We start from the raw sequence: 736 nt of genomic DNA, 5'->3' as shown, positions 1-736 counted from the left end.
CGAGTACGAGACCATCATGACCACAGCGGCCACCCAGGCCGCATGACCAACATGTCACCTATCCGTGCAGCAGTCCCTTGTTTGCCGAAACCACGTTGGCGCCGTCGTGGTTGCTGCCCTCGTCAACCTCGTGCGTGAAGTACTCACTGCTGCCCGGGCCGAAGAGTTTGAGGTACGCCCGGTTGCCGGGCTCGGTGGTGTCGGTGACTGAGCACGTGATCGCTCGCTCGGACATCTCACCCTTAACCCCGCGGGCACCGGCGACACGGTAGTTGGTACCGGTTAGATCAGCCCATGTCGCTAGCTGTTTGCCGTCCCCGAGAAGTGTCTTGCACGCACGCGTGGCTTCCTTGTCGGAGGCGAGGGCCTGGGCCATGGAAATGGTTGCAGTGTGGGTTGTTGTATCAGGTCTGGAGGTGTCCCCACCTGAGCAGGCGGTCAGGGCAACGCTCACAAGCGCCGTGACGGCTGATATCGGATAGGCGGTGCGCATAGAGACTCCGGGAGCGGTTCGGCGGGCCACGGTCAATAAAAGTATATGTACGTGTACTGCGTCTTCGGGTGAAGCCGCTTTGTGTGGTTGCTGTGCCCCAATCAAACATGGATCCGGACCTCAGCCAGCTGCGAGCTATCTTCGTCAACGCACGCGCTCGGTCGGGGGGGACTGCTGCACGGATAGGTGACATGTTGGTCATGCGGCCTGGGTGGCCGCTGTGGTCATGATGGTCTCGTACTC

General features: G+C 61.1%; 1 protein-coding gene. It reads right to left on the bottom strand.

Annotation, left to right across the window (positions count from 1 at the left end; genetic code table 11):
• Positions 1–58: 58 nt before the first annotated feature.
• Complete coding sequence (locus tag AC1RS9_RS14510; RefSeq protein ID WP_492921986.1) at positions 59–493, bottom strand: hypothetical protein; 435 nt, start codon at positions 491–493, stop codon at positions 59–61.
• Between the last annotated feature and the right edge of the window lie 243 nt (positions 494–736).

It is taken from the genome of Dermacoccus sp. MPR-E5, assembly GCF_058809565.1.
The sequence above is the reverse complement of the archived record's forward strand: the minus strand, read 5'-3'. Positions and strand labels throughout refer to the sequence as shown.

Coding starts and splice junctions, on each gene's coding strand:
- AC1RS9_RS14510 (WP_492921986.1), bottom strand. CDS start 493: ATGCGCACCGCCTATCCGATATCAGCCGTCACGGCGCTTGTGAGCGTT.